Annotated in this window: 28 protein-coding genes; 7 read left to right on the forward strand and 21 right to left on the reverse strand. The window is 71.8% G+C overall.

Features of this window, described 5'->3' with window-relative positions:
* Positions 1–96: 96 nt before the first annotated feature.
* The 6 genes from ACZ4RZ_RS09710 to ACZ4RZ_RS09735 are packed head-to-tail and all read left to right on the forward strand — an operon-like array spanning position 97 to position 6,969.
* Entirely contained in the window at positions 97–1,413 is a 1,317-nt protein-coding gene (locus ACZ4RZ_RS09710; RefSeq protein WP_467743678.1) for an ADP-ribosylglycohydrolase family protein, read from the forward strand.
* Positions 1,414–1,420: 7 nt separating this feature from the next.
* On the forward strand, positions 1,421–2,590 hold the full coding sequence (locus ACZ4RZ_RS09715) for an ADP-ribosylglycohydrolase family protein (protein WP_467743433.1): 1,170 nt from the start codon (positions 1,421–1,423) through the stop codon (positions 2,588–2,590).
* Entirely contained in the window at positions 2,578–4,017 is a 1,440-nt protein-coding gene (locus ACZ4RZ_RS09720; RefSeq protein ID WP_467743434.1) for an ADP-ribosylglycohydrolase family protein, read from the forward strand. Before ACZ4RZ_RS09715 ends, ACZ4RZ_RS09720 begins: the two co-directional genes overlap by 13 nt.
* Positions 4,014–4,934, forward strand: a complete 921-nt coding sequence (gene rbsK, locus ACZ4RZ_RS09725) for a ribokinase (RefSeq protein ID WP_467743435.1) — start codon at positions 4,014–4,016, stop codon at positions 4,932–4,934. Before ACZ4RZ_RS09720 ends, rbsK begins: the two co-directional genes overlap by 4 nt.
* On the forward strand, positions 4,931–6,136 hold the full coding sequence (locus tag ACZ4RZ_RS09730) for a CaiB/BaiF CoA transferase family protein (protein WP_467743436.1): 1,206 nt from the start codon (positions 4,931–4,933) through the stop codon (positions 6,134–6,136). Before rbsK ends, ACZ4RZ_RS09730 begins: the two co-directional genes overlap by 4 nt.
* Positions 6,133–6,969: an HpcH/HpaI aldolase/citrate lyase family protein gene (locus tag ACZ4RZ_RS09735; RefSeq protein WP_467743437.1), complete on the forward strand. Its 837-nt coding sequence runs from the start codon at positions 6,133–6,135 to the stop codon at positions 6,967–6,969. The genes ACZ4RZ_RS09730 and ACZ4RZ_RS09735 overlap by 4 nt, the downstream gene beginning before the upstream one ends.
* A 277-nt stretch (positions 6,970–7,246) precedes the next feature.
* Here the strand turns inward: ACZ4RZ_RS09735 and lgt are convergent, their stop codons facing one another.
* The 11 genes from lgt to hisI all read right to left on the reverse strand — a co-directional run bounded on the left by lgt (position 7,247) and on the right by hisI (position 16,495).
* On the reverse strand, positions 7,247–8,224 hold the full coding sequence (lgt, locus tag ACZ4RZ_RS09740) for a prolipoprotein diacylglyceryl transferase (protein WP_467743438.1): 978 nt from the start codon (positions 8,222–8,224) through the stop codon (positions 7,247–7,249).
* A 117-nt stretch (positions 8,225–8,341) separates the two neighbouring features.
* The gene (locus tag ACZ4RZ_RS09745; protein ID WP_467743439.1) at positions 8,342–9,118 is read right to left on the reverse strand and encodes a DsbA family protein; all 777 of its coding nucleotides are present in this window, start codon (positions 9,116–9,118) and stop codon (positions 8,342–8,344) included.
* A gap of 102 nt (positions 9,119–9,220) precedes the next feature.
* Positions 9,221–10,036 (reverse strand): tryptophan synthase subunit alpha, encoded by an 816-nt coding sequence (gene trpA, locus ACZ4RZ_RS09750; protein ID WP_467743440.1) that lies wholly within the window; start codon positions 10,034–10,036, stop codon positions 9,221–9,223.
* Complete coding sequence (trpB, locus tag ACZ4RZ_RS09755) at positions 10,033–11,325, reverse strand: tryptophan synthase subunit beta (RefSeq protein ID WP_467743441.1); 1,293 nt, start codon at positions 11,323–11,325, stop codon at positions 10,033–10,035. The genes trpA and trpB overlap by 4 nt, the downstream gene beginning before the upstream one ends.
* A gap of 228 nt (positions 11,326–11,553) precedes the next feature.
* A complete protein-coding gene (gene trpM / locus ACZ4RZ_RS09760; protein ID WP_467743442.1) occupies positions 11,554–11,865 on the reverse strand; it encodes a tryptophan biosynthesis modulator TrpM in 312 nt (103 codons plus the stop codon).
* Positions 11,866–11,878: 13 nt separating this feature from the next.
* Positions 11,879–12,688, reverse strand: a complete 810-nt coding sequence (gene trpC / locus ACZ4RZ_RS09765) for an indole-3-glycerol phosphate synthase TrpC (RefSeq protein ID WP_467743443.1) — start codon at positions 12,686–12,688, stop codon at positions 11,879–11,881.
* 166 nt (positions 12,689–12,854) lie between these two features.
* Positions 12,855–13,301: a DUF2752 domain-containing protein gene (locus ACZ4RZ_RS09770; RefSeq protein ID WP_467743444.1), complete on the reverse strand. Its 447-nt coding sequence runs from the start codon at positions 13,299–13,301 to the stop codon at positions 12,855–12,857.
* A 102-nt stretch (positions 13,302–13,403) separates the two neighbouring features.
* The gene (locus ACZ4RZ_RS09775; RefSeq protein ID WP_467743445.1) at positions 13,404–13,646 is read right to left on the reverse strand and encodes an HGxxPAAW family protein; all 243 of its coding nucleotides are present in this window, start codon (positions 13,644–13,646) and stop codon (positions 13,404–13,406) included.
* Positions 13,647–13,867: 221 nt separating this feature from the next.
* Entirely contained in the window at positions 13,868–14,521 is a 654-nt protein-coding gene (locus ACZ4RZ_RS09780; RefSeq protein ID WP_467743446.1) for a TIGR02234 family membrane protein, read from the reverse strand.
* A 76-nt stretch (positions 14,522–14,597) separates the two neighbouring features.
* Positions 14,598–16,076: an anthranilate synthase component I gene (locus ACZ4RZ_RS09785; RefSeq protein ID WP_467743447.1), complete on the reverse strand. Its 1,479-nt coding sequence runs from the start codon at positions 16,074–16,076 to the stop codon at positions 14,598–14,600.
* 11 nt (positions 16,077–16,087) lie between these two features.
* On the reverse strand, positions 16,088–16,495 hold the full coding sequence (hisI, locus tag ACZ4RZ_RS09790; protein WP_467743448.1) for a phosphoribosyl-AMP cyclohydrolase: 408 nt from the start codon (positions 16,493–16,495) through the stop codon (positions 16,088–16,090).
* A gap of 154 nt (positions 16,496–16,649) precedes the next feature.
* On the opposite strand from hisI, the gene ACZ4RZ_RS09795 reads away from it, so the two are divergent.
* Positions 16,650–17,285 carry a TIGR03085 family metal-binding protein gene (locus tag ACZ4RZ_RS09795; protein ID WP_467743449.1) on the forward strand — a complete coding sequence of 212 codons (636 nt, stop codon included), beginning with the start codon at positions 16,650–16,652 and terminating at the stop codon, positions 17,283–17,285.
* A 3-nt stretch (positions 17,286–17,288) separates the two neighbouring features.
* Here the strand turns inward: ACZ4RZ_RS09795 and ACZ4RZ_RS09800 are convergent, their stop codons facing one another.
* The 10 genes from ACZ4RZ_RS09800 to hisD form a co-directional block, all read right to left on the reverse strand.
* Positions 17,289–18,662, reverse strand: coding sequence for an MFS transporter (locus tag ACZ4RZ_RS09800; protein ID WP_467743450.1), 1,374 nt, complete (start codon positions 18,660–18,662; stop codon positions 17,289–17,291).
* A 38-nt stretch (positions 18,663–18,700) separates the two neighbouring features.
* Positions 18,701–19,288, reverse strand: coding sequence for an ArsR/SmtB family transcription factor (locus ACZ4RZ_RS09805; protein WP_467743451.1), 588 nt, complete (start codon positions 19,286–19,288; stop codon positions 18,701–18,703).
* A 138-nt stretch (positions 19,289–19,426) separates the two neighbouring features.
* Positions 19,427–20,182 carry an imidazole glycerol phosphate synthase subunit HisF gene (gene hisF, locus ACZ4RZ_RS09810; RefSeq protein ID WP_369245946.1) on the reverse strand — a complete coding sequence of 252 codons (756 nt, stop codon included), beginning with the start codon at positions 20,180–20,182 and terminating at the stop codon, positions 19,427–19,429.
* Positions 20,179–20,574 carry a RidA family protein gene (locus tag ACZ4RZ_RS09815; RefSeq protein ID WP_467743452.1) on the reverse strand — a complete coding sequence of 132 codons (396 nt, stop codon included), beginning with the start codon at positions 20,572–20,574 and terminating at the stop codon, positions 20,179–20,181. Before ACZ4RZ_RS09815 ends, hisF begins: the two co-directional genes overlap by 4 nt.
* On the reverse strand, positions 20,571–21,308 hold the full coding sequence (gene priA / locus ACZ4RZ_RS09820) for a bifunctional 1-(5-phosphoribosyl)-5-((5-phosphoribosylamino)methylideneamino)imidazole-4-carboxamide isomerase/phosphoribosylanthranilate isomerase PriA (RefSeq protein WP_467743453.1): 738 nt from the start codon (positions 21,306–21,308) through the stop codon (positions 20,571–20,573). The genes ACZ4RZ_RS09815 and priA overlap by 4 nt, the downstream gene beginning before the upstream one ends.
* Positions 21,308–21,964, reverse strand: a complete 657-nt coding sequence (gene hisH / locus ACZ4RZ_RS09825; protein WP_467743454.1) for an imidazole glycerol phosphate synthase subunit HisH — start codon at positions 21,962–21,964, stop codon at positions 21,308–21,310. The genes priA and hisH overlap by 1 nt, the downstream gene beginning before the upstream one ends.
* Positions 21,955–22,119 carry a hypothetical protein gene (locus ACZ4RZ_RS09830; protein ID WP_467743455.1) on the reverse strand — a complete coding sequence of 55 codons (165 nt, stop codon included), beginning with the start codon at positions 22,117–22,119 and terminating at the stop codon, positions 21,955–21,957. Before ACZ4RZ_RS09830 ends, hisH begins: the two co-directional genes overlap by 10 nt.
* Positions 22,116–22,709, reverse strand: a complete 594-nt coding sequence (hisB, locus tag ACZ4RZ_RS09835) for an imidazoleglycerol-phosphate dehydratase HisB (protein ID WP_467743456.1) — start codon at positions 22,707–22,709, stop codon at positions 22,116–22,118. The genes ACZ4RZ_RS09830 and hisB overlap by 4 nt, the downstream gene beginning before the upstream one ends.
* Complete coding sequence (locus tag ACZ4RZ_RS09840; RefSeq protein ID WP_467743457.1) at positions 22,706–23,815, reverse strand: histidinol-phosphate transaminase; 1,110 nt, start codon at positions 23,813–23,815, stop codon at positions 22,706–22,708. Before ACZ4RZ_RS09840 ends, hisB begins: the two co-directional genes overlap by 4 nt.
* A complete protein-coding gene (hisD, locus tag ACZ4RZ_RS09845; RefSeq protein WP_467743458.1) occupies positions 23,812–25,134 on the reverse strand; it encodes a histidinol dehydrogenase in 1,323 nt (440 codons plus the stop codon). The genes ACZ4RZ_RS09840 and hisD overlap by 4 nt, the downstream gene beginning before the upstream one ends.
* Positions 25,135–25,272: the final 138 nt, after the last annotated feature.

Raw genomic sequence — 25,272 nt, forward strand, 5'->3', positions numbered from 1 at the left:
GCGACATCCCCCTCGAAGGAACCCCGCACGAAGCAACCCGCCACCGAGACACCCGGCACAGCGACGCCCCGCACGAAGCAAGCCCTCGCCGGGCCAATCGGCACGACGACGCCCCGCTCGGCGGAACCCCGTACGGAGGAACCCCTCTCCGGTCTGCCCAGCACAGCGGCACCCGGCACAGCGACGCCCCACTCGGCCGAGCCCCGTACAGAGGAACCCGGTACGACGGCGCCCCCCACGGCAGCGCCCCCCGCCGAGGGGTTCTCCCCTGATCTCCGCGCGGAACCGCCGCGTACGCGCCCTCGCCGTATCGAGGGGCTGCTCCTCGGGCTCGCCGCGGGTGATGCCGCCGGGTGGCCCGCCGCGCGGCATCGGGCCGCGCGGATGCCCGAGTGGACGCGGCGGCTGACGCGGGAGCTGGACACGTTCGCGGAGCAGAACGCGACGACGACACTGCCCGTGCCGATCGCGCTGAACCAGCCGCCGGAGCCGCTGCGGCTCGGCCCGTCGGACGACGCGGAGTGGGCGGCGTTCGCGGCGGAGGCGGTGCTGCGGGCCGGGGAGGGCAACACCCTGGAGGACCTGAGCAGGGAGCGGCGGATGCGGGCGTCCATCGACCTGTCGTGGAACGCCATCGCCAGCGAGGTCGCGGCCGCGGCCGAGCGCGCCCCCGAGGTCGAGTCCGCGCTGCTCCCCCTCCGCGCCCGGATCTCCGTACGGGCCGGACTCGGCAACCTCGCCACCGGCCTGCGCCCGCCCGCCACCGGCCACGACAACCCTCACTATTTCGACGACGCGGCCTGCGTACGGGCCTGCGTCCTCGCCGTGGCGCACCCGGGCGACCCCCGACTCGCCGCGGAACTCGCGGAGTTCGACGCCCGCTACACCCAGGACGGCGACGGCGTGCACGGCGCCCGCGCCATGGCCGCGGCACTGGCCCTCGCCCTGGCCGGGGCCGAGGTCGACGCCTGCGTGGACGCCGCCCTCGGTGAACTGCCCGAGTCGACGGAGATCGGCCGCAACGCCCGGCACGCGATCGAGCTCGCCCGCGCCAGCGAGGGCACCTTCGCCCTCGTCCCCCTGCTGGAGCACCAGATCGTCGACCACGTCTACAGCTACGGCATCGCGGCCGCCGAAACCGTCCCCGTCGCCCTCGCCCTCGCCACCGCCGCGCGCGGTCGGATCGCCGAGGCGGTGCCCGCCGCCGCGTGTCTGTCCCGGGTCGCCGACTCGGCCCCGGCGCTCGCGGGCGCGCTCACCGGCGCGCTCGGCGGCGGAGACGCGATCCCCGTCGCCTGGCGCGACGCCTGCCGCACCCTCTCCGGCTGCGCGCTGCCCCGCCTCACCGGCACCGACCTCATCGGACTCGCCGATCTGCTGGAAGCGACGGAACTGACCATCCCAGAGGGATGATTCGGGCATGACGCCCAAAGGAGAAGGAACAGGAACCCTCGACGAACGGATCACCGGAGCCCTCGTCGGAGCCGCTGTCGGCGACGCGCTCGGCGGCCCCGTCGAGGGGTACTCCCCCGAGCAGATCGCCGAACGCCACGGCGGCCGCGTCCACGGCATCGTCGGCCCCTGGAACGGCGACCGCTGGCGTACGGCCCGCCCCATCGCCCCGTACCACAAGGGCGACGGGCATGTCACCGACGACACCTTGATGACCCATGCGCTGGTACGGGTCTATGCCACCGTCCGCGACCACCTCGACGCGTACGCCGTCGCCGAGCACCTGGTCCCCGACCTCATGGGCACACCCCGCTGGATCCCCGAACTGGAGGCCGAGGCCCTCCCCCTCCAGCGGATCTTCCTCGCGGAGAAATGGCTGGTGGCCCGCCTCCACTACGGCCATGTGGACCCTCGCGAGGCAGGCACCGGCAACATCGTCAACTGCGGCGCCGCGATGTACATGGCCCCGGTCGGCCTGGTCAACGCGGCGAACCCCACGGCCGCGTACGCCGAGGCGCTCGACATCGCGGGCGCCCACCAGTCCTCGTACGGGCGTGAGGCGGCGGGGATCTTCGCGGCGGCGGTGGCAGCGGCCTGCGCACCCGGGGCGAGCCCGGACTCGGTCGTGGCCGCCTGTCTGGCCCTGGCGAAGGACGGCACGCGTTCGGCCATCCAGGCGGTCTGCGAAGTCGCCGCCCGCCATACGGACTTCGAGTCGGCACTGGGTCCGCTACGCGAGGCGGTGGCCCCTTACGACACGGTGGGTCCCGACTACCGGTCCCCTTCCCTCGGCGCCCGCCGCCCCTCCCGCCTCCACTCCATCGAGGAACTCCCCATCGCCCTGGGCATGTTGGTGGTCTCCGGCGGTGACTACCGCCGTGCCGTCCTCGGCTCGGTCAACTACGGCCGCGACTGCGACTCCATCGCCACCATGTCCGGCGCCCTCGCCGGAGCCCTCGGCTCCGAGGTCCCCCACGACTGGGCGAAGACCGTGGCGGAGTCGAGCAGCCTCGACCTGGACGCCCCGGCGCGGACCCTCGCGGGGGTCACGCGCGAGATCTTCGAACGGGACGTACGCCGCCGCCGCACCCACGAGTCGGCGTACGCGGCGCTGACGGGAACACCATGCTCCGACTGACCTGGGTCCAACCGGAGGACCTCCTCGGCCACGAACTCCACCAGGCGCACCAGGACGGCCGCGAGCCGGCCGCCATCGCCGCCCGCTGGCGCGCGGCAGGCGGCAAGGAGGCCCCCCTCCGCGCGGGCGCGTCCCCCACCCCCGCGTCCCCCTACCGCCGAGTCCTGGCACAGGACCTCCTGGACGAACTCGCCGACCTGCCCGGCAAGTTGGCAGACCAGGAGCCAACAGATCTGAGCAGGATCAAGGCCCACTGCCCGAACTGGCCAGCCGCCGTAGCTGTGGGCATGCGCGCCGCCAGGGGCGGCACCCGTCCCAACGAAAGCGGCACCCCGCAAGCACCGGGCTGCGCGATCCACCCCCGAGCAACCCCCGCCCAGGCCCGCCTGGAAGCAGCCTGGCTGGGCAGAGCCGTCGGCTGCCTCCTGGGCAAACCGGTGGAAAAGCTCCCCCTGCAAGGGATCCGAGCGCTGGCCCGAGCCACAGGCAACTGGCCCCTCCACACATGGTTCACGGCGCGCGGCGTCCCCGAGGACGTAAAGAACACCTACCCCTGGAACAAACGCTCCGCCCCCACCTCCCTCGCCGAGAACATCGACGGCATGCCGGAGGACGACGACCTCAACTACCCCCTCCTCAACCTCCTGTTGCTCCAACGCCACGGCAGGACCTTCACCACCACGGACGTGGCCCGCCTCTGGCTGGACGAGCTCCCGGCCGGCCGCACCTTCACCGCGGAACGCATCGCCTACCGGAACCTCCTCAGCGGCATCGAACCGCCACGCACGGCCCGCCACCGCAACCCGTTCCGCGAATGGATCGGCGCCCTGATCCGCGCCGACGTGCACGGCTGGACGAACCCCGGCGACCCGGCCGCCGCCGCGGAACAGGCCCACCGCGACGCCACCCTCACCCACACCGCCAACGGCGTCTACGCGGCGATGTTCACGGCGGCCACCATCGCCGAGGCGGCCACCGGAGCGAGCGACGTCCACGCGTGCCTGCGCACCGGCCTCACCGTCGTCCCGCAGGCCTCCCGGCTGGCCCGGGCGATCCGTCACGCCGTCCAACTCGCCGGCGCGACAGCCGACTTCGACACCGTCGTCGACGAACTGCACACCATCCACTCCGCCTACCACTGGGTCCACGCCGTCCCCAACACCGCCCTGATCGCCGCCGCCCTCACCCACGCGGACGGCGACTTCACCGGCTCCATCTGCCGTGCGGTGTCGGGCGGCCTGGACACGGACTCCAACGGCGCGACGGCCGGCAGCGTCGCGGGCCTGCTCGCCGGAGACCCCGGCGCCCTCCCCGACCGCTGGACAAGCCCGCTCAAGAACCGACTGGCCACCTCGATCGCCGACTTCAACGGCATCGGCTTCGACACGCTCGCCCACCTCACGCACCGGGAGACCCGTCGCCCATGACCCACATCGCCGTACTCGGCAGCACGAACATGGACCTCGTCGCGTACGTCGCCAAGGCCCCGCAGCGCGGAGAGACCGTGACGGGACGCGAGTTCCGTACGGTCCCCGGCGGCAAGGGCGCCAACCAGGCGGTGGCGGCGGCGCACGCGGGCTCCGACGTCTCGTTGATCGGAGCGGTGGGCGCCGACGTCTTCGGCAGCCAGCTCCGGTCCACGCTGGAGCACTCGGGCGTGGACACCGACCATCTGCGCACCACCGAGGGCCCGTCCGGCACCGCGCACATCGTCGTGGACGACGAGGGCGGCAACGCGATCGTCGTCATCCCCGGCGCGAACGGCACCGTCACCGCCCTCGCCCCCGGCGACGGGGCCCTCATCGCCACCGCCGACGCGCTGCTGCTCCAGCTCGAGATCCCGCTGGTCGCGGTCGTCGCGGGCGCCGAGGCCGCGCGCCGCCACGGCGTCCGTACCATCCTCACCCCCTCCCCCGCCCAGCCCCTGCCACCCCAACTCCTCTCCTCCATCGACCTGTTGGTGCCGAACGAGCACGAGGCCGCCGCGCTCACCGGCATCACCGACCCGCGCGAGGCGGCCACCGCCCTGCTCGACCAGGTCCCGGAAGTCGTCGTCACATTGGGCGCCGCGGGCAGCCTGTACGCGGCCCGGGGTGCCGCACCCCTCACCGTGCCCGCGCCCCAGGTGACCGCCGTGGACTCGACGGGCGCGGGCGACACCTTCGTCGGCACCCTCGCCGTGGCGCTCGCCGAGGGCCGGGAGATGCCGGAGGCGCTCGTGTGGGCTTCGGCGGCGGCCGCGCTGTCGGTGCAGCGGCCCGGGGCGTCGTCCTCGATGCCGTACCGTTCCGAGATCGACGCCCAGGCGGCGCAGCACACGCAGCACCCGCGGCACACCTCATGAGCGGGCGCCCCGAACAGAGCGGCCCGCTCACCGGTCTGCGCGTCCTCGACCTGGCGACCCTCTTCGCCGGACCGCTCGCCGCCACCATGCTCGGCGACTTCGGCGCGGAGGTGATCAAGGTCGAGCATCCCGCCAAGCCGGACCCGTCCCGGGGCCACGGCCCGTCGAAGAACGGCGTCGGCCTCTGGTGGAAGCTCCTCGGCCGCAACAAGCGCACGATCACGCTCGACCTGTCGACGTCCGGCGGCCGCGAGACCCTGCTTCGGCTCGCCGCCACCACCGACGTGATCGTCGAGAACTTCCGCCCCGGCACCCTGGAGAAATGGGACCTGGGCTGGGCGGAGCTGTCGGCCGCCAACCCACGACTCGTACTCGCCCGCGTCACCGGATTCGGCCAGTTCGGCCCCTACGCGCACCGCCCCGGCTTCGGCACGCTCGCCGAGGCGATGAGCGGCTTCGCGGCGATCACCGGCGAACCGGACGCCCCGCCGACCCTCCCGCCCTTCGGCCTGGCCGACTCGATCGCGGGCCTGGCGACGGCGTACGCGGTGATGACCGCGCTGACGGCCCGCGACCGCACCGGCGAGGGCCAGGTGATCGACATGGCGATCATCGAACCGATCCTGACCGTCGTCGGCCCGCAGCCGATCTGGTACGACCAACTGGGCCACGTCCAGCCGCGCACCGGCAACCGCTCCGCGAACAACGCACCCCGCAACACCTATCGCACGGCGGACGGTTCCTGGGTCGCGGTCTCGACGTCGGCGCAGTCGATCGCCGAGCGGGTGATGCGGCTGGTCGGGCGACCGGACCTGATCGCCGAGCCGTGGTTCGCCACGGGCGCGGACCGGGCGCGCCACGCGGACATCCTCGACGGGGCGGTCGGGTCCTGGATCGCCCGCCGCACCCGGGCCGAGGTCCTGGAGGCCTTCGAGAAGGCGGAGGCGGCGGTGGCCCCCATCCAGGACGTACGGGACGTCATGACCGACCCGCAGTACGCGGCCCTGGACACGATCACCACGCTCGACGACCCCGAACTGGGCCCCCTGCGCATGCAGAACGTCCTCTTCCGGCTCTCCGCCACCCCCGGTTCCATCCACTGGGCGGGCCGCCCGCACGGCGCGGACACGGAGACGGTGCTCACCGAACTCGGCCTGACGGGGCCCGAGATCGCCGCCCTGCGAGCGGAGGGTGCCCTGTGACCGCGGAGTTCCCCCTCACCTGGCTGTACGTCCCCGGGGATCGCCCCGCGGTCGTGGTCAAGGCCCTCGCCTCAGGAACCGACGTCGTCCTCGTCGACCTGGAGGACGCGGTCGCCCCGGACCGCAAGGAGTACGCCCGCGCGGCCACGGCGGAGCTCCTCTCCGAGCCGCCGCCCGTGCCGGTCCACGTCCGTGTGAACTCCCTCGACAGTCCTCTGGCCGAGACCGACCTCAAGACCCTGGCCCCACTCCCCGGCCTGTCCGGTCTTCGCCTGCCCAAGGTGAGCTCGCCGGCCGACGTCGTACGGGTCGCGGAGGGCGCCACCTCCGCGGAGGGTGGGGCGATCCCCGTGTACGCCCTCCTGGAAACCGCCCTCGGGGTGGAACACGCCTTCGCCATCGCGTCGTCGCACCGCGCACTGCGCGGCATCGCCATCGGGGAAGCCGATCTGCGGGCCGACCTGGGCGTACGGGACGATGCGGGCCTCGACTGGTCGCGCGCCCGGGTGATCGTGGCCGCCCGCGCGGCGGGCCTGCCCCCGCCGGTCCAGTCCGTCTACCCGGACATCCGCGACGTGGAGGGCCTCGCCGCGTCCTGCGCCCACGGCCGCGCCCTGGGCTTCCTCGGCCGCGCGGCCATCCACCCCCGCCAGCTCCCCATCATCGAGCGGGCCTACCTCCCGACTCCGGCGGAGATCGACTCCGCCGAAGCCGTCGTGAAGGCCGCCGCCAACGACCCGGGCGCCCAGGCCCTCCCCGACGGCCGCTTCATCGACGCAGCGGTAGTAGTCGGCGCCCACCGCACCCTGGCCCTGGCCCGCCGCCTGAGCTGACCCTCCCGCCGCCAGTCTTTCTCGCCCCTCCGCCCCTACCCTCCCCCACTCTCGGCTTCGCTCGAGCGGGGGGACAGAATGCGCAGTTCCCCGCGCCCCTGAAGGGGCGCGGGGAACTGCGCGACAAGCCCCCACCGGCCCGCAGCCGAAAGGCTGGTACGGGAACGGGTAGGGGCGGAGGGGGCGAAAAACCCCACCCCAGCCACGGCAGGGGCACGCGAAGGGGGCGCCGCGTTCCAGGACGCGGCGCCCCCTTCGACGTACCGAAAGCCGTCAGTCAGCTCTTCTTGGCCGACTCGGCCTCGTCCTCCGACGCCGACCCAGCCGACTCGTCGGACTCGGCCGCCCCCTCGGACTCGGCATCAGCCGCCTTGTCGAGCTCGACGGCGTCGCCGTCGCCCACACGCTCCCCCTCGCTGTCACCCTCGTCGGAGGCGCCCGCATCGGGCTCCACAACCTCCTCACGCCCCGGCCGGAGACGAGAGGAGATGACGATGTAGATCACCGCGAGGAGGAAGACACCCATCGCGGTCCAGTCGTTCAGACGCAGGCCCAGGATGTGGTGGGCGTCATCGACGCGCATGTACTCGATCCAGCCGCGGCCGACGCAGTACGCGGCGACGTACAGGGCGAACGCCCGCCCATGGCCCAGCTTGAAGCGGCGGTCGGCCCACAGCACGAGGAAGCCGACACCGATGCACCACAGCGACTCGTACAGGAACGTCGGGTGGTAGTACCCCGGCACCCGCCCGTCGGTGGAGGACGTGATGTGCAGCGCCCACGGAACGTCCGTCGCCCTGCCGTACAGCTCCTGGTTGAACCAGTTGCCCCAGCGCCCGATCGCCTGCGCGAAGGCGATACCGGGTGCGACGGCGTCGGCCCAGGCGGGCAGCGGGATGCCACGGCGGCGGCACCCGATCCACGCGCCCAGCCCACCGAGCGCGATCGCGCCCCAGATGCCGAGCCCGCCCTCCCAGATCTTGAAGGCGTCCACCCAGTCGCGGCCCTCGCTGAAGTACAGCTCGTAGTCCGTGATCACGTGGTAGAGCCGACCGCCGACGAGGCCGAAGGGGACGGCCCAGACGGCGATGTCGGCCACCGTGCCGGTCCGCCCTCCCCGGGCGACCCAGCGCTTGTTGCCGAGCCAGACGGCTACGAAGACGCCGATGATGATGCAGAACGCGTAGCCGCGCAGCGGAATGGGGCCGAGGTGCAGCACACCGCGCGACGGGCTGGGAATGTAGGCAAGTTCCATGGCAAGGTCGACGCTACCGTGCCGGACACCGCCCACGGCAAGCGGCCCGGCAACGGGTCCATAACGTGCGGTGCCCCCGGCCTGCCGACGGCCGGGGGCACCAGGGCTGCGAAGGGCTCAGCCCTTGTTCTGCGCCTCCACCATCTGCTTCAGCTTGGCGGGGGTCATCGTCTGGTCCGCGTGGATGTTCTTGCCGCCGAACAGCACGGTCGGCGTGCCAGTGAGGCCGCTGCTCTTGAAGGCGGCCTGCGACTTTTGGACCCAGCTGTCGTGCGTGCCGTCGTTGACACACTTCTGGAAGACCGGGGTGTCCAGGCCGTCGACCTTGCCCGCCAGCTCGATGAGCTTGCTGTTGTCGCCGAAGGCGTCCTCGGTCTCCTTGGGCTGGTTCTCGTACAGCACGTCGTGGTACGCGGTGAACTTCCCGGCGTCCTGGGCGCAGGCCGCGGCGTTGGCGGCGCGGAGGGAGCCGCTGCCGCCCAGGTTCCCGTCGATCAGCGTGACGAGGTGGTACTCGACCTTCAGCTGACCGGAGTCGACCAGCTCGTGGATGGTCGGGCGGTACAGGGTCTCGAAGGCCTGGCACGCCGGGCAGCGGAAGTCCTCCCACACCGTGAGGGTCGACTTGGCGCCGTCCTTGCCGACAGGGATCGCGAGACTGTCCTTGCCGATCGCCCCCGAGGGCGAGACGAGCGGGCCCGATGTGTCGCTCTGCTTGTTCTTGCCAGAGTTGGCGGCCAGCACGCCGACCACCGCGGCCAGGCCCAGGACGCAGACCACCGACGCCCCCACGATCAGCGCCCGTCGGCGCTTCTCCGCGGCCCTCTGCTTCTCTCGCTCGACCGCAAGCCGCTCGCGGGCGGTGCGCTTTCCGTCACGGTTCTTCTCGCTCACATCCGGCAGAACGAACCGGGGAGGCGCAGCGCGCCTCCCCGGTCCCAGGTCCACCCGTTCGAGTGAGCGGATTGTCCGTTACGTGCCTGTACAGACCTCGCGTTACGCCGTTCCGCGCACGCCCTTCGCCAGGTCGGCCGCGAGCGCCCGTACGGCCTCCAGGCCCGCCGCCTCGTCCGGCGCGTCCAGCATCCGCTTCACGAACGCCGAGCCGACGATCACGCCGTCGGCGAAGCCGGCCACCTCGGCGGCCTGGGCGGCATTGGAGACGCCGAGGCCGACGCAGACGGGCAGCTCGGTGGTGGCCTTGGTGCGCCGCACCAGGTCCTGGGCCTGGGCCCCCACCGACTCCCGGGTGCCGGTGACGCCCATCAGCGAGGCCGCGTACACGAACCCGGAGCCCGCCGCGGTGATCTCGGTGAGCCGGGCGTCCTTGCTGCTGGGCGCGACGACGAAGACGGTCGCGAGGCCGTGCTTCTCCGCGTGCTCCCTCCACAGCGCCGACTCCTGGACGGGCAGGTCGGGCAGGATGCAGCCCGCCCCGCCCGCTTCCGCCAGCTCTGCGGTGAAGCGCTCGACGCCGTAGCGGTCGATCGGATTCCAGTACGTCATCACGAGGACGGGCTTGCCGGTGGCCTCGAACGCCTCACGCACCGTCCGCATGACGTCGGCGATCTTCACTCCACCACGCAGGGCGATGTCGTCGGCGGTCTGGATGACGGGACCGTCGAGGACCGGGTCGCTGTGCGGCAGACCGATCTCGACGATGTCCGCGCCGCCCTCGAAGACGGACTTGACGGCCGCGATGCCACCGTCGACGGTCGGGAAGCCGGCCGGCAGGTACGCGATGAGAGCGGACCGCCCTTCCGCCCTGGCCCCGGCGAGGGTGTCGCTCAACAGCTGGATGTTGCCGCTCACTTCACGTCCCCCTCGATCTCGGCGTTCTCGCTGTCGGCGTCCGCGGCGACGACGGCGTCGGCACCGGTGTCGTACAGGCCGAAGTAGCGGGCGGCCGTGTCCATGTCCTTGTCGCCGCGACCGGACAGGTTGACGATGATCAGCCCGTCCTTGCCGAGCTCCTTGCCGACCTCCAGGGCCCCGGCGAGCGCGTGGGCGCTCTCGATCGCCGGGATGATGCCCTCGGTGCGCGACAGCAGGCGCAGGGCCTGCATGGCCGCGTCGTCGGTGACCGCGCGGTACTCGGCGCGGCCGCTGTCCTTGAGGTAGGAGTGCTCGGGCCCGATGCCGGGGTAGTCGAGTCCGGCCGAGATCGAGTAGGGCTCGGTGATCTGGCCCTCCTCGTCCTGGAGGACGTACGACCGGGACCCGTGCAGGATGCCGGGCTCGCCGGCCGTCAGCGTGGCCGCGTGCTCGCCCGTCTCGACGCCGTGCCCTGCGGGCTCGCAGCCGACGAGGCGTACGCCGGTGTCCGGGATGAAGGCGTGGAAGAGGCCGATGGCGTTCGATCCGCCGCCGACGCAGGCGATGGCGGCGTCGGGGAGCCGTCCGGCGCGCTCCAGGATCTGCCGCCGGGCCTCGACGCCGATGACGCGATGGAAGTCGCGGACCATGCCGGGGAAGGGGTGGGGACCGGCGACGGTCCCGAACAGGTAGTGGGTGTGATCGACGTTGGCCACCCAGTCCCGGAACGCCTCGTTGATGGCGTCCTTGAGGGTGCGGCTGCCGGACTTCACGGCGATGACCTCGGCGCCGAGCATGCGCATGCGGGCGACGTTGAGGGCCTGGCGCTGGGTGTCGATCTCGCCCATGTAGATGGTGCATTCGAGGCCGAAGAGGGCGCAGGCGGTGGCGGTGGCGACGCCGTGCTGGCCCGCGCCGGTCTCCGCGATGACGCGGGTCTTGCCCATCCTCTTGGTGAGGAGGGCCTGCCCGAGCACGTTGTTGATCTTGTGGGATCCGGTGTGGTTGAGGTCCTCCCGCTTGAGGAAGACGCGAGCGCCACCGGCGTGCTCGGCGAACCGGGGCACCTCCGTGAGTGAGCTCGGGCGCCCGGTGTAGTTGACGAGCAGGTCGTCGAGCTCGCGGGCGAACTCGGGGTCCGCCTTCGCCTTGTCGTACTCGACGGCGACCTCGTCCACGGCGGCGACCAGCGCCTCCGGGATGAACTTGCCGCCGAACGCGCCGAAGTAGCCCTCGGCGCTGGGGACTTGACCCTCCGGGTCGGGAATGAAGAACTCGCTGGGCATGCGGTTACCTCGCAGGGGCGACAGCCCCGGTTACAGGTCGGACAGAGGTCACGTTAGCCACGTACGCACGCGAACGCCTCCGGCATCGGGCCCCCCGTCTGGGGGCACCCTCGCCTGAACCGCCCGGCCCCGCGAGGCGGAAGAGCCGTCGCCAGGTGGACGCGGGCACTCCTCCCCGCCGCGACGGCGAGAAGCCCCACGGCGTGGACCGACGGTGCAGGACTCGGCTCAGTTCACCCGCAGGGTGAACTCGGCCGGAGAGAGCGCGAGCGCGCGTACGCGCTCGGGCCATCGCATGCCGTTGACCTGCCCCGGCTCATCCCCGATGACATAGCGAACCCGGCGCCCGTGCACACGCCGTGCGGGCGCCCGGCAGCCCCGCGGACGACAGCCGCGGGCAAGGCGGGCATAGGGATCCCTGGCCGCCGAAGCGACCGGGACCGGCACAGCGCCCAAGCCCGGCGCGGCCGACCCCGTGCGCGCCGAGTCGCCGTCGGGGCTCAGGCCCGGACGGGGAGCGGCGGGGGCGGGGGACGGCATGGGCACCGGCGGGTCAGTCCCGTCCGTGGCGCAGCGCGGGATGGGCCCCGGCCGCGACGAGGTCGGAGACCGCCGTCTTCGGGTCACGACCGGTGACGAGCGACTCGCCCACCAGGACCGCGTCGGCGCCGGCGTTGGCGTATGCGATCAGGTCGTGCGGCCCGCGGACACCGGACTCGGCGACCTTGACGATGTGGGCCGGGATCTCGGGGGCGACCCGGTCGAAGGTCGAGCGGTCGACCTTCAGCGTCTTCAGGTCGCGCGCGTTGACGCCGATCACCTTCGCGCCGGCGTCCACGGCCCGCTCGACCTCGTCCTCGTCGTGCACCTCGACGAGCGGCGTGAGCCCGATGGACTCGGCGCGCTCGATGAGGGACTCCAGGGCCGACTGGTCGAGGGCGGCCACGATCAGCAGCACGAGATCGGCGCCGTACGCACGGGCCTCCCACAGCTGGTACGACGTGACGATGAAGTCCTTGCGGAGGACCGGGATGTCCACGCGGGCGCGGACTGCCTCCAGGTCCGCGAGCGAGCCGCCGAAGCGGCGCTGCTCGGTGAGGACGGAGATGACGGCCGCGCCGCCCGCCTCGTAGTCCGCGGCGAGAGCGGCCGGATCGGCGATCGCGGCGAGCGCGCCCTTGGACGGGCTGGAGCGCTTGACCTCGCAGATGACCTTGACGCCTTCACCGCGCAGGGCGGCCACTCCGTCCTTGGCAGCCGGAGCCTTCGCCGCGCGCTCCTTGAGCTCGTCGAGGCTGACGCGCGCCTGCCGCTCCGCGAGGTCGGCACGGACTCCGTCGATGATCTCGTCGAGCACACTCACGCGAGCGGCCCCCTTCCCTGCGGTGGACAGTTGAAGCGGTTGAGCAGCTGACCCGGGTTCACCGCCTCGGACGGAAAAGACGGGTCACTGCGATGGTATCCGGAGGAAGGCGTAGCCCTCGCATCCGGTTGACGCCGGTCCCACTACCTGGACATTTGCCATTTGATCAAGGATGCAACCAGCCGCCGAACGGTAGGTTCCGGACAACGGTGAAGACCAGCACCAACGCGCCGACGCTCCACAGGTGGACCGGCCCGAGATCCAGTCGCACCGGCCGTCCGCGCGCCGAACGGACCGCCCAGGCGGTCCACACCACCGCGAAGACCAGGTATCCCGCGACGGCCAGCGCGTTGTCGCTGAGCGCCGCCGCGAAGTCCCCGTGCACCAAGGCGTGCGCACTGCGCAGACCGCCGCAGCCGGGGCAGTACAGGCCCGTGAAGCGCAGCAGCGGGCAGACGGGGTAGTGCCCGGGCTGATTGGGGTCGACGGCCCCGACGTACGCGAAGGCGCCGACGACGGACGCGAGCACCCCGGTGGGGATGGCGAGCCGCCGCAGCACGACGGGGCCCGCGACCCGCGTCACCCTCTGGGTTTCGGCGTTCACCCCACGCATTCTGCCCCTCCCCCGCGCGCCGCGCCCGCCGTGCACACGTGAGAGGCGGCTCCGGCAGCTGCGCCGGGGCCGCCTCTCACGAAGCGCTGGGGGCGATCAGCTCTAGGCGTCCACGGTCTCGCGGACCGGGCTCGCGGTCTGCGCGTGCGTGGTCTTCTGCTGGCCCAGGCCCGCGGCCCGCATCGCCAGGCCGACGATACCGCCGAGGGCGACGACGACCATGCCGGCCCAGAAGCCCAGCGGATTGGCCATCACCATGAAGGCACCCGCCACGCAGAAACCGATGAAGACGATGATGACACCGGTCCAGGCGGCCGGGGTGTGACCGTGGCTGCTGCCCGCCATGACTTGCTCCTCGTTGCTGTATGCGTGTGTGAGTCGGACACTCGATATCCATTGTCCCGTACAAGCGCCCGTGCCGTGAGCGGGGGTCTCCGCTAGCGCGTCGGTTCCGCCAAGTCACGACGTAAGTCCTGGGGCGAAGGACCCTGGCGACGCGGGGACGGCAGGACTTAAGTCCCTTGAGCCGGTCCCTTGAGCCGGCCCTTTGAGCCCCGGCAGGATCTCTAGGTCCCGGCCGGGTCCGGCCCCGTCGGGTCCTCGCCGCGGTCGAGCGCCTTCCAGAGGTCCTCGGGGCGGTCCGGGTCGACCGGCTTGGCCTTGCGCGGCCGGGGCGTCCCGTCGCGCTCGTAGCGGCCCGACATCGCGGGCCACATCTTCCCGTAGCGCAGCGCGAGCAGTCCCGCGAGGAGGATCAGCGCTCCGCCCGCGGCCGCGACGTACGGCCAGACGGTGTGGCTGAGCGCGTCCGCCGTGGCGGCGGTGTTGCCGGAGGCCGCCGCGGCCTTCTCGTCGAGCGCCGAGCTGTCGCCCGCACCGAGCACGGCCGCGACGACCGTGCCCGCGCCGGAGAGCGCGAGCAGCGCGGAGACCAGGAGGCGGCCGGAGCGGCGTACGGCGAAGACGGCGACGAGCGCGGCGAGGCCCACTATGGCGAGCGCCGCGGGCACGCCCGTGACGTCGCTGCCCTTGGCGGTCAGCGGGAAGGCACCGCCGGCCACCGTCGCGGTGCCCTCCGACCAGCCCTGCCGGGTGGACAGCAGGGCCACGGCCGCGCCGAGCGCGCCGCTGAGCAGGGCGACAGCAAGGCTGCGGCGGCCGGACCCGGCGGGCCCGGCGGCTTCGGATCGGGGGTGAGATACACCAGTCACGTACTCCACTATCGCCTGAACCCCGGGCGAACCGTCACCCGGGGTTCACGTGAGCCTCGTCCCAGTACCGGAGGCAGTTGGCCGGCTACTGCCCGAGCCGGTTGGCCGTGTGTACCGCGCGCAGCACCGCCGCCGCCTTGTTGCGGCACTCGTTGTCCTCCGCGACGGGATCGGAGTCGGCGACGATTCCGGCGCCCGCCTGCACGTACGCGGTGCCGTCCCGCAGCAGGGCCGTACGGATGGCGATGGCGGTGTCGGAGTCGCCCGCGAAGTCCAGGTAACCCACGCATCCGCCGTACAACCCGCGCCTGGACGGCTCCAGTTCGTCGATGATCTGCATCGCGCGCGGCTTGGGGGCGCCGGAGAGGGTGCCCGCCGGGAAGCAGGCCGTCAGTACGTCGAAGGCCGTACGGCCCGCCGCGACCCGCCCGGTCACGGTCGACACGATGTGCATCACGTGCGAGTACCGCTCGATGGACATGAAGTCGACGACCTCCACGGAGCCGGGCTCGCAGACCCGGCCGAGGTCGTTGCGTCCCAGGTCGACGAGCATCAGGTGCTCGGCGCGCTCCTTGGGGTCGGCGATCAGCTCGTCGGCGAGGGCCTGGTCCTCCTGGACGGTGGCGCCGCGCGGCCGGGTGCCCGCGATGGGGTGCACCATGGCCTGCCCGTCCTCGACCTTGACCAGGGCCTCCGGGGAGGAGCCGACGACGTCGAATCCGTCGAAGCGGAAGAGGTACATGTACGGGGAGGGATTGGTCGCCCTCAGCACGCGATACACGTCCAACGCGCTTGCCGTGCACGGGGTTTCGAAGCGCTGGGAAGGGACGACCTGGAAGGCCTCGCCGGCCCGGATGCGCTCCTTGATGTCCTCGACGGCGTCCTGGAAGTCGGGGCCGCCCCAGAGCGCGGTGTACTCGGGGAGCTCGGAGGGCGGCAGCGCGGCCGGGGGCTGCGAGACCGCGCGGGAGAGGTCGGCCTCCATGGCGTCGAGGCGGGCGACGGCGTCCGCGTAGGCCTCGTCGACGCCCGTGTCGAGGTCGTTGTGGTTGATCGCGTTGGCGATCAGCTGGACCGAGCCGTCCCAGTGGTCCATGACCGCGAGGTCGCTGGTCAGCAGCATGGTCAGCTCGGGGAGCTTCAGGTCGTCCCGCTCGCCGGGGCCGATCTTCTCCAGGCGGCGCACGATGTCGTAGCCCAGATAGCCGACCATGCCGCCGGTGAACGGGGGCAGGCCCTCGCCGTGCGGGGTGTGCAGCGCTTCGATGGTGGCGCGCAGGGCGGCGAGCGGATCGCCGTCGACGGGGACGCCCACGGGTGGCGTACCGAGCCAGCGGGCCTGCCCGTCGCGCTCTGTGAGGGTGGCGTGGCTGCGGACCCCCACGAAGGAGTAGCGGGACCAGGAGCGGCCGTTCTCCGCGGATTCCAGGAGGAAGGTGCCGGGGCGCTCGGCGGCGAGCTTGCGGTAGAGCGCGACCGGCGTGTCGCCGTCCGCGAGGAGCTTGCGGCTGACGGGGATCACGCGCCGGTCGGTGGCCAGCTTGCGGAACGTCTCGAGGTCCATGGCGGCTGACCTTACTGATCCAGGGGCTGTACGTCGGACTCGGCGTCCTCTCGTACGGTCAGGACATCGGCGTCGAAGCACGTACGCGCGCCGGTGTGGCAGGCGGCGCCCACCTGGTCGACCTTCACCAGGACCGTGTCGGCGTCGCAGTCCAGGGCCACGGACTTCACGTGCTGGAAGTGGCCGGACGTGTCGCCCTTGACCCAGTACTCCTGTCGGCTGCGCGACCAGTATGTGCAGCGGCCCGTGGTGAGCGTGCGATGCAGCGCCTCGTCGTCCATCCAGCCCAGCATCAGCACCTCACCGGTGTCGTACTGCTGGGCGATGGCGGGCACGAGCCCGTCGGCACCGCGCTTGAGCCGCGCGGCGACGGCGGGGTCCAGGCTGCTGGGCCTGCTGGGCGGAGGCGTGCTGGTCATGGGTGCCATTGTGCCGCGCCGCACGGACGCGCCCCGCGGTTGTCCACAGGCCGGACCTCACCGTTGTCCACAGGCCGGGCCTAGCGACCCCCACAGGCCGGTCCGTGGCGTCGTCCACTGGGCGGACCACCGGGGCGGTCGTAGGCTGATTCTCATGTCGACCCATGCCAAGCGTGAACGACTCCTCCTGGCCGATCTGTTGGAAGCCGTGGGACCGGATGCCCCGACTCTGTGCGAGGGCTGGAACACCCGGGATCTCGCCGCGCACGTGGTGGTCCGCGAGCGCCGCGCCGACGCCGCCGGCGGGATCCTGATCAAGCAGCTGGCGCCGCGCCTCGAGCGGGTGATGGCGGAGTTCGCGGAGAAGCCGTACGAGGAGCTGATCCAGCTGATCCGTACAGGTCCGCCGCGCTTCTCGCCCTTTTCGCTGAAGCAGATCGACGAGGCGTCGAACACGATCGAGTTCTACGTCCACACCGAGGACGTACGGCGCGCACAGCCCGACTGGACGCAGCGGGAGCTGGACCCGGTCTTCCAGGATGCCCTGTGGTCCCGGCTGGAGCGCACGGCCTGGCTGACCGGCCGCGGCGCCCCGACCGGCCTGGTGCTGCGCCGCCCGGACGGCCAGACGGCGGTCGCGCACAAGGGCACGCCGGTGGTGACGGCGACCGGCGAGCCCTCCGAGCTGCTGCTGTTCGCGTACGGGCGGCAGAAGGTGGCCGACGTGGAGCTGGACGGCGACAAGGATGCGATCGCGAAGCTGCACGAGACGAAGCAGCTGGGGCTCTGACCGCTACGCGGGGAGTTCGGCCCGGCGCAGGGGTCCGACGCACAGGGCGAGGACCCCGCCGAGGCCGCAGACCGCGGCGCTGGTGACGAAGACGGGCCCGGTGCCCCACCAGCCGATCGCGGCGGCGGTCAGCGGCATGCTGAGCGGGGCGAGGCCCAGGCTGACGATGCCGGAGACGGCGCTGACCCGGCCCAGGTAGGCGGGGTCCGCCTGGGTCTGCAGCAGCGCGCCGCACAGGGCGCCGCTGAGCCCCGCGAGCAGCCCGACGAGCAGGGCGACCCCGACGGCCGCCGCGACATTCGGTACGAAGGCGAGCGCGCCGATCGCGACCGAGCCCGCCAGGATCGCCACCGCGGCCAGACGTCCCGCGTGCGGCAGCCGTCCCCGCACTGTCAGCAGCAGCGCGGCGGCCCCGGCGCCGGTCCCGAATCCGGCGAGCACCCAGCCCATCCCGGACGCGCCCCAGCCGCGCTGGTCGGCCAGCAGGGTAAGGCCCACGTTCAGCGGCCCGACGAATCCGAGGTCGCCGAGTGCGATGGCGGCGATGAGCGGGGCGAGGACGCGGTGGCGCCGGATGTAGCGCAGCCCTTCGCGGAGGTCGCGCCAGGCGGTGGCCCGAGCGGTCTGCCCCTGCGCGGCACCCGCACCGTCCTCGCCGTCCTCCCCGGCGGCCACGCGCGCGTGTCCCGTGTCGGCGGCCACGCGTGCGTGTCCCGTTTCCGCCGGGGCATCTGCCCCGCCTGCCCCGTCCACGTCGCCCGCGGGCAGCTCCCGCATCCGTACCGAGATCAGCAGCGGCACCGACACGGCGATCAGCATCCCCGCGAGCCCGAAGGCCGCCGTCGCTCCCCCGAGCGCCACACCGAGACCGCCGAGCGGTGCGCCGACCACGTTGGCGAAGCGGATCGCGAGGCCCCGCATGCCCTGAACGCGGGCGAGTTGGTCCCGGCTCGTGATGCGGGCCGGCAGGGCACCCACGGCGGGCATGAAGATGGCGTCGACGGTGCCGAAGACGACGGCGAGCAGGGCCAGCAGCCACAGGCTCGGGCTGGTCGCGAACAGCAGCGCGGCCAGGGCGAGCACGGCGACACAGCGCACGGTGTCACTGCCGATGACGACTTTCCGCGGCCCGAACCGGTCGGCGACCACACCGCCGCCGAGCATCAGCAGGGCCCGGGGAACCGCGCTCACGGTCATCACGAGCCCTGCCTGCGCGGGCGTTCCGGACTGGACGGCCGCCCAGGACAGCGCGATGTAGCAGACGTTGTCGCCGATCATCGACGAGGCGTAGGCACCGAGCCAGCGCAGGACGTTGCCGTCGCGGTGGGCGGGTCTGCCGGTGGTGGCGGGGGCCGGGGGTATGACGGTCGTGGTCACGGAGCCGGGTCCTCTCAGACGACGAATCAGAAGCTGAATCAGGCGCGGAACGGGAAGCCGTACAGGTGCAGCGCGACGTTCTCGCGCCCTTCGGTGTCACCGGCCGCTTCGTCCTCGCGGCCCTTCGCGTCGTACTTCCTGACGACGCTGAGCAACTCCTCATTGAGCGCGGCCAGTTCGGCCGCCGTCAGCCGGAGCGTGGACTCGGAGTCGGAGGCGGCGGTGCTCCACTCGGGCCCCCAGGCGTGACGCTGGTCCAGATAGCGCCGGTAGAGGTCGGCGCGCTGGCCGACGAGGAGCCGGGCGAACGCGGTGTGCGCGGCCGCCTTCTCGGGCACCCCACGGAAGTCCTCGTCGTGGACGCTCAGGCCGTCCGACGCCGGCTGCCACCAGCGCTCGCGGCCGTCCCCGCTCTGCGGTTCGGCCTCCTCGATCAGTCCGTGCTCCGCGAGCTTGCGCAGGTGGTAACTGACCAGCGAGGGAGCTTCGTCGACCTGCTCAGCCAGCTGCGAGGCAGTCGCCGTGCCCGCGATGTGCAGGGCCCGGTACAGCTGCATCCGCAGCGGATGGGCGATCGCCTTGAGCGTGCCCATGTCGGTGATCCGACGGTTCTCCTTGCTTGCCATGCCCTCACGCTAGATACGAAAGAGAAGTTGCGCAATAAAAATTGCGCAACTTCTCTTTCGTATCTTCCCAGAGGCAGGACAGAGTTGAGCCCCGGCCACCCAGTGACCGGGGCTCCACAACAGCCTCAATGAAGGACCTCAGCGAACGGGATGCCCCGCCCCGCGCAACGTCTCCTTCACCTCACCGATCCGCAGATCCCCGAAGTGGAAGACGGACGCGGCGAGCACCGCGTCGGCGCCCGCGGCGATGGCCGGCGGGAAGTCGGCGAGCCGCCCCGCGCCGCCGCTGGCGATCAGCGGCACGGTCACGTGCTTGCGTACGGCCTCGATCATCTCGATGTCGTACCCGTCCTTCGTGCCGTCCGCGTCCATCGAGTTGAGCAGGATCTCCCCCGCACCCAGCTCCGCGGCCCGGTGCGCCCACTCGACGGCGTCGATACCGGTGCCCTTGCGCCCGCCGTGGGTGGTGACCTCGAAGGAGCCGCTCTCGGTACGCCGGGCATCCACCGACAGCACCAGCACCTGCCGCCCGAACCGCTCCGCGATCTCACGGATGAGATCCGGCCGGGCGATCGCGGCGGTGTTGACCCCGACCTTGTCGGCGCCCGCCCGCAGCAGCTTGTCCACGTCCTCGGCGGTGCGGACACCGCCGCCCACGGTCAGCGGGATGAAGACCTGCTCGGCCGTACGGCGCACCACGTCGTAGGTGGTCTCGCGGTTGCCGGAGGACGCCGTGATGTCCAGGAACGTCAGTTCGTCGGCGCCCTCGGCGTCGTACACCTTGGCCATCTCGACGGGATCGCCCGCGTCCCGCAGGTTCTGGAAGTTGACGCCCTTGACGACCCGGCCGTTGTCCACGTCCAGGCAGGGGATGACTCGTACCGCGAGGGTCATGACTGCGCTCCTCGGAACGCCTCCACCTCGACCTCGACGACCAGACGCGGGTCCACGAGGCCGGAGACGATGATCATGGATGCGGCGGGACGGACGGCGTCGAACAGCTCCTTGTGGGCGCGTCCGACCTCCTCCACGTCCCGGGCATGGGTGATGTACATGCGCGTACGGACGACGTCGTCGCGGCCGAGGCCGAGCTGCTCCAGCGCCGCGAGCGCGGCGTTGAAGGAGTTGACCGCCTGCTCGTACGGGTCGCCGGGGGCGATCTGGCCGTCGATCACGGAGGTGCAGCCGGCGACCAGCACCAGGCCGTTCGGCAGCTCCACCGCGCGGGAGTAGCCGAAGGCCTCCTCCCAGGGCGCACCGGTCGTGACACGTCGCAGGTCGCTCACTGGGCTACCGCCTCCAGGGCCTCTTCCAGCGTGAACGCCTTGGCGTACAGGGCCTTTCCGACGATGGAGCCCTCGACACCGAGGGGCACCAGCTCGGCGATGGCGCGCAGGTCGTCCAGCGAGGACACCCCGCCCGACGCCACCACGGGGCGGTCCGTCGCCGCGCACACGTTCCTCAGCAGCTCCAGGTTCGGGCCCTGGAGCGTGCCGTCCTTGGCGATGTCGGTCACCACGTACCGCGCGCAGCCCTCCTTGTTGAGGCGCTCCAGCGTCTCGTAGAGGTCGCCGCCGTCGCGGGTCCAGCCGCGGCCGCGCAGGGTCGTGCCGCGTACGTCGAGGCCGACCGCGATCTTGTCGCCGTGCTCGGCGATGACCTTGGCGACCCACTCGGGGGTCTCCAGTGCGGCGGTGCCGAGGTTCACGCGGGTGCAGCCGGTGGCGAGTGCGGCGGCGAGCGTGTCGTCGTCGCGGATGCCGCCGGACAGCTCCACCTTGATGTGCAGTTCCGCCATGCGCTCGGCGACCTCGGCGATCAGCGCGCGGTTGTCACCGGTGCCGAACGCGGCGTCCAGGTCGACCAGGTGCAGCCACTCGGCGCCCGCGCTCTGCCAGGCGAGGGCGGCCTCAAGAGGAGAGCCGTAGGACGTCTCGGTCCCGGACTCGCCGTGGACGAGGCGGACGGCCTGACCGTCGCGGACGTCGACGGCGGGCAGGAGTTCGAGCTTCGAAGCCATCAGAGGGTTCCGATCCAGTTGTTCAGCAGCTGCGCTCCGGCGTCGCCGGACTTCTCGGGGTGGAACTGCGTGGCCCACAGGGCGCCGTTCTCGACGGCTGCCACGAAGGGCTTGCCGTGCGTCGACCAGGTGACCAGGGGGGCGCGCATCGCCGGGTTCGCGACGTCGAGGGACCAGTTGTGGACGGCGTACGAGTGGACGAAGTAGAAGCGCGCGTCGGCGTCGAGTCCCGCGAAGAGCTGGGACCCCGCCGGCGCCTCGACCGTGTTCCAGCCCATGTGGGGCACGATGTCGGCCTGCAGCGGCTCGACCGTGCCGGGCCACTCGTCGAGGCCCTCGGTCTCGACGCCGTGCTCGATTCCGCGGGCGAAGAGGATCTGCATGCCGACGCAGATGCCCATCACCGGGCGGCCACCGGACAGGCGGCGGCCGATGATCCAGTCGCCGCGGGCCTCCTTGAGGCCCTTCATACAGGCGGCGAAGGCGCCGACGCCGGGCACCAGCAGGCCGTCCGCGTTCATGGCCGTGTCGAAGTCACGCGTTATCTCCACGTCGGCACCCGCGCGCGCGAGGGCGCGCTCGGCGGAGCGGACGTTACCGAAGCCGTAGTCGAAGACGACGACCTGCCGCTTCTTTGCGGAGCTGCTCAATTCCACACCTCCAGCCTCATGACGCCCGCGATCAGACACATCGCGGCGCCGATGGAGAGCAGCACGATGAGGCTCTTGGGCATCTGCTGCTTGACGAAGGAGTAGATGCCGCCGAGGAGGAAGAGTCCTACGACGATCAGGATGCTCGACAGGCCGGTCACAGCGCGCCCTTCGTGGAGGGGAGGATTCCGGCGGCGCGCGGGTCGCGCTCGGAGGCATAGCGCAGCGCGCGGGCCAGCGCCTTGAACTGGCACTCGACGATGTGGTGCGCGTTGCGCCCGTAGGGCACGTGCACGTGCAGCGCGATCTGGGCCTGGGCGACGAAGGACTCCAGGATGTGCCGGGTCATCGTGGTGTCGTACTCGCCGATCATCGGCGCCATCTTCTCTGGCTCGGTGTGCACGAGGTACGGGCGGCCGGAGAGGTCGACGGTCACCTGGGCGAGCGACTCGTCCAGCGGGACCGTGCAGTTGCCGAATCGATAAATCCCCACCTTGTCGCCCAGCGCCTGCTTGAAGGCGGCGCCCAGCGCGAGGGCGGTGTCCTCGATGGTGTGGTGCGAGTCGATGTGCAGGTCGCCCTCGGTCTTCACGGTCAGGTCGAACAGACCGTGCCGGCCGAGCTGGTCGAGCATGTGGTCGTAGAAGCCGACGCCCGTCGACACATCGACCTTGCCTGACCCGTCGAGATCGATCTCGACGAGGACCGACGTCTCCTTCGTCGTTCTCTGGACACGTCCTACGCGGCTCATGCGCTCTGCTCCTTCTTCAGTTCACGTACCGCGTCGAGGAACGCGTCGTTTTCGGCGGGGGTTCCGGCGGAGACCCGCAGCCACCCCGGCACGCCGTTGTCCCGGACCAGGACGCCCCGGTCGAGGATCTTCTGCCAGGTGGTGTGGGAGTCCTCGAATCGCCCGAACTGCACGAAGTTCGCGTCCGATTCGGTCACCTCGTACCCGATCGCACGCAGCTCGGCGACCAGCCGGTCCCGCTCGGCCTTCAGCTGCTCGACGTACCCGAGCAGCGTGTCGGTGTGCTCCAGAGCGGCCAGCGCCGTGGCCTGCGCGACGGCCGACAGGTGGTACGGCAGCCGTACGAGCTGAACGGCATCCACGACGGCGGGGTGCGCGGCGAGATAGCCGAGGCGGAGCCCCGCCGCGCCGAACGCCTTCGACATGGTCCGCGAGACGACGAGATTCGGCCGACCTTCGATCAGCGGCAGCAGCGAGGCGCCGTGGCTGAACTCGATGTACGCCTCGTCCACGATCACCATCGACGGCTTCGCCGCCTGCGCGGCCTCGTACAACGCAAGGACCGTCTCGGGCGAGACCGCGTTGCCCGTGGGGTTGTTGGGGGTGGTGATGAAGACGACGTCCGGCCGGTGCTCGGCGATGGCCTGTCCGGCGGCCGCGACGTCGAGCGTGAAGTCCTCGTTGCGGGGACCCGAGATCCACCTGGTGCCCGTGCCGCGTGCGATGAGCGCGTGCATCGAGTACGAGGGCTCGAAGCCGATCGCCGTACGGCCGGGTCCGCCGAAGGTCTGCAGCAGCTGCTGAATGACCTCGTTGGAGCCGTTGGCCGCCCAGACGTTCTCGATGCCGACCCGGTGCTTGCCGGTCTTCGTCAGGTACTCGGCGAGCTTCGTGCGCAGTTCGACCGCGTCCCGGTCCGGGTAGCGGTTGAGGCCGCGGGCCGCCTCGCGCACCCGCTCGGCGATGCGCTCGACGAGCGGTTCGGGCAGCGGGTACGGGTTCTCGTTGGTGTTCAGCCGTACGGGGACGTCGAGTTGGGGCGCGCCATAGGGGGACTTGCCGCGCAGCTCGTCCCGAACGGGAAGATCATCAATTCCAAAGGTCACTTGCCGGGCACCTTCCAACCGAACCGAGCCTTGATCGCCGCCCCGTGGGCCGGCAGGTCCTCCGCCTCCGCCAGCGTCACCACGTGATGCGCCACGTCGGCCAGCGCGTCCTTCGTGTAGTCGACGATGTGGATGCCGCGCAGGAAGGACTGGACAGACAGGCCCGAGGAGTGGCAGGCGCAGCCGCCGGTGGGCAGGACGTGGTTGGAGCCGGCCGCGTAGTCGCCGAGCGAGACGGGCGCCCAGGGACCGACGAAGATCGCGCCCGCGTTCTTCACCCGGTCCGCGACGGCGGCCGCGTCCGCCGTCTGGATCTCCAGGTGCTCGGCGCCGTACGCGTCGACGACCCGCAGGCCCTCGTCCACGCCGTCGACCAGCACGATTGCGGACTGCCTGCCGTTCAGCGCCGGGACGATCCGGTCCTCGACGTGCTTGGTGGCCGCGACCTGCGGCTCCAGCTCCTGCTCGACGGCATCCGCGAGCCGGAGGGAGTCCGTGACGAGGACGGCGGCGGCCAGCGGGTCGTGCTCGGCCTGGCTGATCAGGTCGGCGGCGACGTGCACCGGGTCGGCGGTCTCGTCCGCGAGGATCGCGATCTCGGTGGGACCGGCCTCCGTGTCGATGCCGATCTTGCCGGTGAAGTACCGCTTGGCGGCGGCGACCCAGATGTTGCCCGGGCCCGTGACCATGTTGGCCGGGGCGCATGACTCGGTGCCGTGCGCGAACATCGCGACGGCCTGGGCGCCTCCGACGGCGTACACCTCGTCGATGCCGAGCAGCGCGCAGGCGGCGAGGATCGTGGGGTGCGGGAGCCCGCCGAATTCCTTCTGCGGCGGGGAGGCGAGGGCCATGGACGCGACACCGGCTTCCTGCGCCGGAACCGCGTTCATGATCACGGAGGAGGGGTAGACGGAGCGTCCGCCCGGCGCGTACAGGCCGACGCGCTCGACCGGCACCCACTTCTCGGTGACCGAGCCGCCCGGCACCACCTGGGTGGTGTGCGTCGTACGGCGCTGCTCGCGGTGGACCAGGCGGGCGCGGCGGATGGACTCCTCCAGGGCCGCGCGCACGGCCGGGTCGAGCCGCTCCAGGGCGTCGGCGAGGGCCTGGACCGGGACCCTGACGGAATCGAGCCGTACGCCGTCGAATTTCTCCGCGTAGTCGATCAGCGCCGCGTCGCCCCGATGATGCACGGCCTCGCAGATCGGACGCACCTTCTCCAGGGCGGCCTGAACGTCGAAGTCGGCTCGGGGCAGCAGGTCGCGCAGGGCGGAGCCCTCGGGGAGGGCGTCGCCGCGCAGATCGATTCGGGAGATCACGGTCCCAATTCTCTCAGACGGCGATAAGACGCCGGACGGCTGTATCAATGGCTGATACAACGCCGGGAACCGTGCCGGACACCGCACCGGGAACGGTGACTGGCACGACGCCGGGAACGGTGACTGAGCCGACGCCGG

This window comes from Streptomyces sp. NPDC027189 (genome assembly GCF_055566975.1).

Excerpts from the sequence above, each read along its gene's own strand:
- ACZ4RZ_RS09715 (WP_467743433.1), top strand. The coding sequence starts at position 1,421 with ATGACGCCCAAAGGAGAAGGAACAGGAACCCTCGACGAACGGATCACC.
- ACZ4RZ_RS09720 (WP_467743434.1), top strand. The coding sequence starts at position 2,578 with ATGCTCCGACTGACCTGGGTCCAACCGGAGGACCTCCTCGGCCACGAA.
- rbsK (WP_467743435.1), top strand. The coding sequence starts at position 4,014 with ATGACCCACATCGCCGTACTCGGCAGCACGAACATGGACCTCGTCGCG.
- ACZ4RZ_RS09730 (WP_467743436.1), top strand. The coding sequence starts at position 4,931 with ATGAGCGGGCGCCCCGAACAGAGCGGCCCGCTCACCGGTCTGCGCGTC.
- lgt (WP_467743438.1), bottom strand. The coding sequence starts at position 8,224 with ATGGAACTTGCCTACATTCCCAGCCCGTCGCGCGGTGTGCTGCACCTC.
- trpB (WP_467743441.1), bottom strand. The coding sequence starts at position 11,325 with ATGCCCAGCGAGTTCTTCATTCCCGACCCGGAGGGTCAAGTCCCCAGC.
- trpM (WP_467743442.1), bottom strand. The coding sequence starts at position 11,865 with ATGCCGTCCCCCGCCCCCGCCGCTCCCCGTCCGGGCCTGAGCCCCGAC.
- ACZ4RZ_RS09770 (WP_467743444.1), bottom strand. The coding sequence starts at position 13,301 with ATGCGTGGGGTGAACGCCGAAACCCAGAGGGTGACGCGGGTCGCGGGC.
- ACZ4RZ_RS09775 (WP_467743445.1), bottom strand. The coding sequence starts at position 13,646 with ATGGCGGGCAGCAGCCACGGTCACACCCCGGCCGCCTGGACCGGTGTC.
- ACZ4RZ_RS09785 (WP_467743447.1), bottom strand. The coding sequence starts at position 16,076 with ATGGACCTCGAGACGTTCCGCAAGCTGGCCACCGACCGGCGCGTGATC.
- hisI (WP_467743448.1), bottom strand. The coding sequence starts at position 16,495 with ATGACCAGCACGCCTCCGCCCAGCAGGCCCAGCAGCCTGGACCCCGCC.
- ACZ4RZ_RS09795 (WP_467743449.1), top strand. The coding sequence starts at position 16,650 with ATGTCGACCCATGCCAAGCGTGAACGACTCCTCCTGGCCGATCTGTTG.
- ACZ4RZ_RS09805 (WP_467743451.1), bottom strand. The coding sequence starts at position 19,288 with ATGGCAAGCAAGGAGAACCGTCGGATCACCGACATGGGCACGCTCAAG.
- hisF (WP_369245946.1), bottom strand. The coding sequence starts at position 20,182 with ATGACCCTCGCGGTACGAGTCATCCCCTGCCTGGACGTGGACAACGGC.
- priA (WP_467743453.1), bottom strand. The coding sequence starts at position 21,308 with ATGGCTTCGAAGCTCGAACTCCTGCCCGCCGTCGACGTCCGCGACGGT.
- hisB (WP_467743456.1), bottom strand. The coding sequence starts at position 22,709 with ATGAGCCGCGTAGGACGTGTCCAGAGAACGACGAAGGAGACGTCGGTC.